Origin of the sequence: Bradyrhizobium sp. INPA03-11B (assembly GCF_040446015.1) — a bacterium.
In the GTDB taxonomy this organism is placed as follows: Bacteria; Pseudomonadota; Alphaproteobacteria; order Rhizobiales; family Xanthobacteraceae; genus Bradyrhizobium; species Bradyrhizobium macuxiense_A.
Genome location: NZ_JASGSR010000220.1, coordinates 1 through 6,509, shown reverse-complemented (window position 1 = coordinate 6,509; position 6,509 = coordinate 1). Strand labels below are relative to the sequence as shown.

The 6,509-nt window shown below is 64.4% G+C and carries 6 protein-coding genes; 5 read left to right on the top strand and 1 reads right to left on the bottom strand.

Features of this window, described 5'->3' with window-relative positions:
• Nucleotides 1-353 precede the first annotated feature (353 nt).
• The 3 genes from QMZ05_RS39995 to QMZ05_RS39985 all read left to right on the top strand — a co-directional run bounded on the left by QMZ05_RS39995 (nt 354) and on the right by QMZ05_RS39985 (nt 4,542).
• Entirely contained in the window at nt 354-1,502 is a 1,149-nt protein-coding gene (locus QMZ05_RS39995) for a DJ-1/PfpI family protein (RefSeq protein WP_353705757.1), read from the top strand.
• Between the two features lie 103 nt (nt 1,503-1,605).
• Nucleotides 1,606-3,963: an Orn/Lys/Arg decarboxylase N-terminal domain-containing protein gene (locus QMZ05_RS39990; protein WP_353705756.1), complete on the top strand. Its 2,358-nt coding sequence runs from the start codon at nt 1,606-1,608 to the stop codon at nt 3,961-3,963.
• Between the two features lie 18 nt (nt 3,964-3,981).
• On the top strand, nt 3,982-4,542 hold the full coding sequence (locus tag QMZ05_RS39985; protein WP_353705755.1) for an N-acetyltransferase family protein: 561 nt from the start codon (nt 3,982-3,984) through the stop codon (nt 4,540-4,542).
• Nucleotides 4,543-4,957: 415 nt separating this feature from the next.
• On the opposite strand, the gene QMZ05_RS39980 is transcribed toward QMZ05_RS39985, so the two are convergent.
• Nucleotides 4,958-5,179: a dodecin gene (locus tag QMZ05_RS39980; protein WP_353705754.1), complete on the bottom strand. Its 222-nt coding sequence runs from the start codon at nt 5,177-5,179 to the stop codon at nt 4,958-4,960.
• 235 nt (nt 5,180-5,414) lie between these two features.
• On the opposite strand from QMZ05_RS39980, the gene QMZ05_RS39975 reads away from it, so the two are divergent.
• Both QMZ05_RS39975 and QMZ05_RS39970 read left to right on the top strand, forming a co-directional pair.
• Nucleotides 5,415-5,996 (top strand): HdeD family acid-resistance protein, encoded by a 582-nt coding sequence (locus QMZ05_RS39975; RefSeq protein WP_353705753.1) that lies wholly within the window; start codon nt 5,415-5,417, stop codon nt 5,994-5,996.
• Nucleotides 5,997-6,188: 192 nt separating this feature from the next.
• A partial coding sequence (locus tag QMZ05_RS39970) for a hypothetical protein (RefSeq protein ID WP_353705752.1) occupies nt 6,189-6,509 on the top strand: 321 nt, incomplete at its 3' end.

The following is a 6,509-nucleotide window of genomic DNA, read 5'->3' as shown; positions in this document are numbered from 1 at the left end:
AACCACGTGCTGACGTGGAACTATTACGGCCTCTGGCAGATCGAACAGGGCAACCGCGATGCCGCCCAGTATCATCTGAACCGGATCGCCGAAATCTGCGGCACGACTTGCGACGAATATCGCTCGCTGGCAGCGGCGCTCGAGAAGCCGCCGGGGACAAGTCTCGTCTATTGAACGCGCTGGTCGCCTGCATGGGCGAAAGCGACATGCAAGGATACATCGGGCCGGATGTCGTTCGCGCTCATCCGGGCTACGCGCGTGTCCGTTTTTGCGGGAATTTCGCCATTCCGATCCGCATGCGCGCCAACTAGTTTCCGCGCCGTGCGACCCAAGCGGATACGAGATCGATCATCATGACCTGGCGGCTTCTCGCGTGGAGCGGCATCGCCGTGGCCGCGCTGGTTCCAATAGTTGGCGGCATCTGGCTCTTCACCCTGCCCGCCGCATCGGCGTTCCGGGTTCAGCCGCCGATCACGCAGCAGGAACACGACGCCACGCTCGCGGCGCTCAAGCCGAAGCGCGCCCGCCCGCTGATCGCGATCATCGGCATCAACGACATGACCGAGACCACCGACTATCTGATGCCCTACGGCATCCTCAAGCGTGCCGATATCGCCGATGTCGTCACGCTTGCGACCGGGCCAGGTCCGGTCACGCTGTTCCCGGTGCTGAAGGTCGAGCCTGATGCCACGATTGCGGCATTCGATGCTGCGCACCCCGACGGCGCCGACTACGTCATCGTGCCGGCGATGAGCCGCGACGACGATCCGGCCGTCATGCAATGGATCCGGCGGCAGGCGGAGCAAGGCGCCGTGATCGTCAGCATCTGCGCCGGCGGCAAGGTCGTCGCCGCGACCGGTCTGCTCGACGGACGGCGCGCGACCACGCACTGGTTCTACCTGAAGAATTGGCGCGACAATCATCCAGCTATCCGCTACGTCGCCGACCGCCGCATCGTGGTCGACCGCGGCGTCGCGACGACGACCGGCATTTCGGCGTCGATGCCGATGTCGCTTACCTTGATCGAGGCGATCGCCGGCCGCGAGAAGGCCGAGGCCGTCGCCCGCGAGATCGGCCTGCCCGGCTGGGATGCGCGGCATGACAGCAACGCCTTCAAGTTCACCCGCCCCTTCGCTCTAACCGCGATCCGGAACACGCTGGCATTCTGGAACCGGGAGCAGCTTGGTCTTGCACTCGTCCCCGGTGTCGACGAGGTCTCGCTGGCGCTGGTGGCGGACAGCTGGTCGCGCACCTATCGCTCGCACGCAGCGACGTTCGCCGCGACCGCCGCTCCCGTGACGACCCGCAACGGCCTGCGCATCTATCCGCAAATCGTGGCGGCCGGCTGGCCCGCGGACCGCCTGTTGCCCGTGGTCAGCGCGACACCGCCTGCGCAGGCGCTCGACCAGGCGCTTGCCGGGATCGAGGCACGCTACGGCTCAGGCACGGCGGACTTTGTCGCCGTGCAGCTGGAATATCCGAGGGGCCACGCCGTGCGCTGAAAAGCGCCCCTCCATTCGCATTTGATAGTCTGCTATCCCCATTGTCATCTGTTTGTCATGAATAGTGCCGACACGTCAGCGCCAGCACAGTTCGGGGACACGCATGGACTATTTCAAACGCTTCAACTTCCTGTTCGCCGCGCCGGTTTTCGAGGCCGACGACCTCGAAGGCATCAGATTCAACCAGATCATCACCGAAATCGAGCGATCCGGCTTCGAGGTGGTCCGCGCCCGCAAGCTGGAAGATGCCGAAATCGCGGTGCAGACCGATGCCGCGATCGGCTGCATGGTGGTCGACTGGGGCAAGAAGGGGCTTGAGGGCAAGACCGCGGCGCTGATCAATTTGATGCGCCGGCGCGGCCTCGACTTCCCGATCATCCTGCTGATCCGCCGCAAGCGCTTCGAGGACCTCCCGGTCGAGGTGCTCGACTTCATCGACGGCTATGTGTTCCTGTCCGAGGAAACCCCGCCCTTCATCGCCAAGAACCTGATCTCCAGGCTGAAGCAATATGCCGAGAACCTGAAGACCCCGTTCTTCGGCGCGCTGGTCGACTATGCCGAGGAAGGCAACCAGCTCTGGACCTGCCCGGGCCACAATGGCGGCGTGTTCTACAGCCGCAGCCCGATCGGCCGGGTATTCGTCGAGCATCTCGGCGAAGCCGTGTTCCGCGACGACCTCGACAATTCCGTGCTCGACCTCGGCGACCTCCTCACCCATGAGGGGCCGGCGCTGCGGGCGCAGAAGGAAGCGGCGAAGATCTTCGGCGCGGAAAAAACCTATTTCGTGCTCAACGGCACCTCGACCTCGAACAAGGTCGCGCTGGGCTCGCTGGTCACCGACGGCGACCTCGTGCTGTTCGACCGCAACAACCACAAGGCCGCGCATCACGGCGCGCTTTTGATCGGCGGCGGCATCCCGGTCTATGTACCAACTGTGCGCAACGCCTGGGGCCTGATCGGCCCGATGCGCTGGGACCTGCTCGACGAAGGCACGCTGCGCGACCACATCCGCAAGCATCCGCTGGTCAAGGACGAGAACGCCTGGAAGAAGGAACGTCCGTTCCGCGTCGCCGTGGTCGAGCAGTGCACCTATGACGGCACCATCCACTCCGCCGAGATGATCCTGAAGCGGATCGGCCATCTCTGCGACTACATCCTGTTCGACGAGGCCTGGGCCGGCTTCATGAAATTCCACCCGATTTATGCCGGCCGCTTCGCGATGGGGCTCGCCAATCTCGGCCCCGAGGCACCCGGCATCATCGCCACCCAATCGACCCACAAGCAGCTCGCGAGCTTCTCGCAGGCTTCGCAGATCCACATCCGCGACCGCCACATCAAGGGCCAGAAGCGCCGGGTCGAGCACCGCCGCTTCAACGAAAGCTTCATGCAGCACGCCTCGACCTCGCCGTTCTATCCGATCTTCGCCTCACTCGATGTCGGCGCGCAGATGATGAAGGGCCGCTCCGGCGAAGTGCTGTGGGACGACACGATCCGGCTCGGTATCGAGCTGCGCAAGAAGATCCGCGCGGTGAAGCGCGAGTTCGAGGAGAAGGAGACGCGCCCCGAACGGCGCTGGTTCTTCGAGCCGTTCGTGCCCGACCGCATCATGATCCCGGACGTCGCGCGCGAGAACGGCGTGCACAACGTCGCCTGGGAGACGATCTCGACCGATCAGCTCGCGACCAATCCGTCCTACTGGCAGCTCAGCCCGGGCCAAACCTGGCACGGCTTCCCCGAGCTGACGGAAAGCTTTGCGATGACCGACCCGAACAAGCTCACACTGCTGACGCCGGGCTTCGATCACGCCACCGGTGCCTATGCCGATCACGGCATCCCCGCCCCCGTCGTGGCGCAATATCTGCGCGAGAACCAGATCGTCGCCGAGAAGAACGACCTCAACTCCCTGCTCTTCCTGCTGACGCCCGGCGTCGAGGCCAGCAAGGCCGGCACGCTGGTCTCCGGTCTCGTCGCCTTCAAGAAGCTGCACGACGACAACGCGCTGATCGAGGACGTCATCCCCGAATTCTTCCGCCGCCGCCCGCAACGCTACAGCGGGGTGCGGCTGCGCGACCTCTGCGGCGACATGCATCGCTTCTTCCGCGATGGCGGCGTCAGCACGCTGCAGGCCAGGCAATTCCTGCCCGAACATCTGCCCGAGATCGCGATGTCGCCGCGCCAGGCCGCGCAATACCTGATCCGCAACGACGTCGACTACCTGCCGATCGACCAGATCTTCGGCCGCGTCGCTGCGACGCCGTTCGTGGTCTACCCGCCCGGCATCGCAACCATCGTGCCGGGCGAGCGGTTGTCGGAACGCAGCAAGCCGATGATCGACTACCTCAAGATGTTCGAGGCGAGCTTCAACGCGTTCCCGGGCTTCGAGGTCGAGGTGCAGGGCATCTACAAGGAGATCGACGAATCCGGCCGCGTCCGCTTCTACACCTACGTGGTCGCCGAATAAGGGAACGGTCTACACGCAATGGAGAATGATCAGAAGATCACCGTCCGTCCGTCCCGTGACAGCGATGTCGATGCGATGCTGTCGATCTACCGCCACCACATCCGCCACGGCATCGAGGAGAGCGTGGACGATAGCGGCACGCCGGAGCCCGACGATCTGCGCGACCGCCGCAAGAACCTGCGCAGCACCCGCCTGCCGCACCTGGTCGCGGTGTGCGATGGCGAGGTGGTCGGCTACGCCTATGTGGTCCAGTTCCGCAAGCGCCCGGCGTATCGCTACACCGTGAAGCATTCGATCTATATTCACCACCGCTTCACCGGCAAGGGCGTCGGCGGCAAGCTGCTGCAGGAGCTGGTCGACACCTGCGCCGCGGCCGGCTTTCGCCAGATGATCGGCTACATCGACAGCGACAACGCCGCCTCGCTCGCGCTGCACGATCGCTTCGGCTTCGCTCGCGTCGGCCATTTGCCGGGTGTCGCCTATCGCTACGGCCGCTGGTCCGACACCGTGATGGTGCAGCGCTCGCTCGCCGCCGGCACCACCGCCCCGCCCCCGCCCGCGCCGCTGTCGCGACGGTGATGGGGATCACCCTCCCATGGAGGGGGAGGGTCGGATCGCGTTGAGCGAAGCGAAACACGAGCCGGGGTGGGTGACGGTCTCTCCGCATCCAACAGTGCCCGTGTTGAGAGATCACCCCACCTCGGTCCGCATTGCGCTTCGCTCCATGCGAACCGATCCTCCCCCTCCAGGGGAGGATGGGCGCGAATTTGTGGTGGGGTCTGCTTCAACTGTCAAACAACCAAGCATTCGGCGTCATCACCCGCGAAAGCGGGTGATCCAGTATTCCAGAGGCGGCTGTGCTTGAGCCGAGAGGCCGCGGCGTACTGGATCGCCCGGTCGAGCCGGGCGATGACAGGTGAGGATGGGATGGGTCTCGCTGCGCTCTACTTGCTGCAGGCTGAAGAACGGACAGCAGCAAGTTGCGGGAGGCCGCCTACTCCAGCGTGAAGCCGACGCGCAGCGTCACCTGGTAGTGCCGGACCTTGCCGTCCTCGATATGGCCCCGCGTCTGCACCACCTCGAACCATTTCATTTCCCGGATCGTCTTCGACGCGCGGGTGACGGCGTTCTCGATCGCCGCCTCGATGCTCTTGTCCGATGATCCGACCAGTTCGAGGATCTTGTAGACGTGGTCCTTGTCGTGAGTGGCAGGCATGTCGACCTCCTCTGTGGATGCGCGATCCGGACAGTTTGCGGTCCAATCCGGACAGTCTGTCGTCTGCTACCGGCTGCCGTCGAACCAATGCTGCGCGGCAGCACGCCGGACGAATTGATTCAACGTGTCGCGGCGCCTTTGGTGCCACCATGCATTTCGTGCCACCTTGCGCCTGCCCTTGTCCGCGCGGTCACCTATGGTAGCATGGTTTGATCAAGTATTCGGGAGCGATACGATGTCCACAACGTCCAGCTCACCCGCCACACCTCCTCACAGCCTCGGATCCGGGCTTGCCAACCTTCGCGCGAAGTGGGGCTGGATCACAGCCCTCGGCGTGATCTACCTGATCGCCGGCGTGCTCGCCTTCGGCAGCGTATTGTTCGCGACCGTCGTCAGCGTGCTGTTCGTCGGCGCCATGATGATCGTCGCGGGCGCAGCCGAGATCGTGAACGCGTTCCAGTTCAAGACGTGGGGCAAGTTCCTGTTCTGGCTGCTGCTCGGCGCGCTCTATGTCGTTGCGGGATTCATCACCTTCGAGAATCCGCTGCTCGCGGCGGCGACGCTGACGCTGTTCCTCGGCATCGCGCTGGTGGCCTCCGGCATCGTGCGGATCTTCCTCGCGTTCGGTATGAACTCGGCGGCGCCGTGGGGCATGGTCGCGATCTCCGGGCTGATCACGCTCATGCTCGGCGCCATGATCCTGGCGCACTGGCCGGTGTCGAGCCTCTACGTGCTCGGCATCTTCCTCAGCGTCGACCTGATCTGCGCCGGCGTCAGCTGGATCAGCATGGGCATGGCGTTGAAGCAGCGCACCTGAACGCGCAAGGCGCAGGCAAACCTGCCGGCGAAGGCTGAGCTTTCAGCGGAAGGCGCGCCCGTTCGCGTCTTCACGTTGTCGTGTCCGCACCGCAAAATTGCGGCTTCCCGCTCGAACCCACTTCCATCAGGCCCCGTCCAATTTTGCGAGCGGGCCATTCCGGTTTCGCCGAACCGAAGGATGGAATTTCCTATGTCGATGCGATCGAGATTGTCATCAGCAACGTTATTCACCGTCGCGACCACCACTACGCTCGCGGCAACTGCGGTGCTGGCCACGGCCGTCGCCACGACGGCGCTGACCACCACCGCAGCCCATGCATTTCAGCCGCGTGTCGTTCCACCCTGCAGTTTCTTCCTCTTCACGGAGGGATGCGGGCAGTCTGGTCCACAAACCGATCCAGGTCGCGCGCGCAACCGCGACATCTCGCCGACCTACATGAAACAGTCCGATCCGCGCTACAATCAGAGCCTGCTGAGCGCAGGCGGAGGTGGTGGCGGAGGAGGCGGTGGT

Excerpts from the sequence above, each read along its gene's own strand:
- QMZ05_RS39975 (WP_353705753.1), top strand. The coding sequence starts at position 5,415 with ATGTCCACAACGTCCAGCTCACCCGCCACACCTCCTCACAGCCTCGGA.
- QMZ05_RS39990 (WP_353705756.1), top strand. The coding sequence starts at position 1,606 with ATGGACTATTTCAAACGCTTCAACTTCCTGTTCGCCGCGCCGGTTTTC.
- QMZ05_RS39985 (WP_353705755.1), top strand. The coding sequence starts at position 3,982 with ATGGAGAATGATCAGAAGATCACCGTCCGTCCGTCCCGTGACAGCGAT.
- QMZ05_RS39980 (WP_353705754.1), bottom strand. The coding sequence starts at position 5,179 with ATGCCTGCCACTCACGACAAGGACCACGTCTACAAGATCCTCGAACTG.
- QMZ05_RS39995 (WP_353705757.1), top strand. The coding sequence starts at position 354 with ATGACCTGGCGGCTTCTCGCGTGGAGCGGCATCGCCGTGGCCGCGCTG.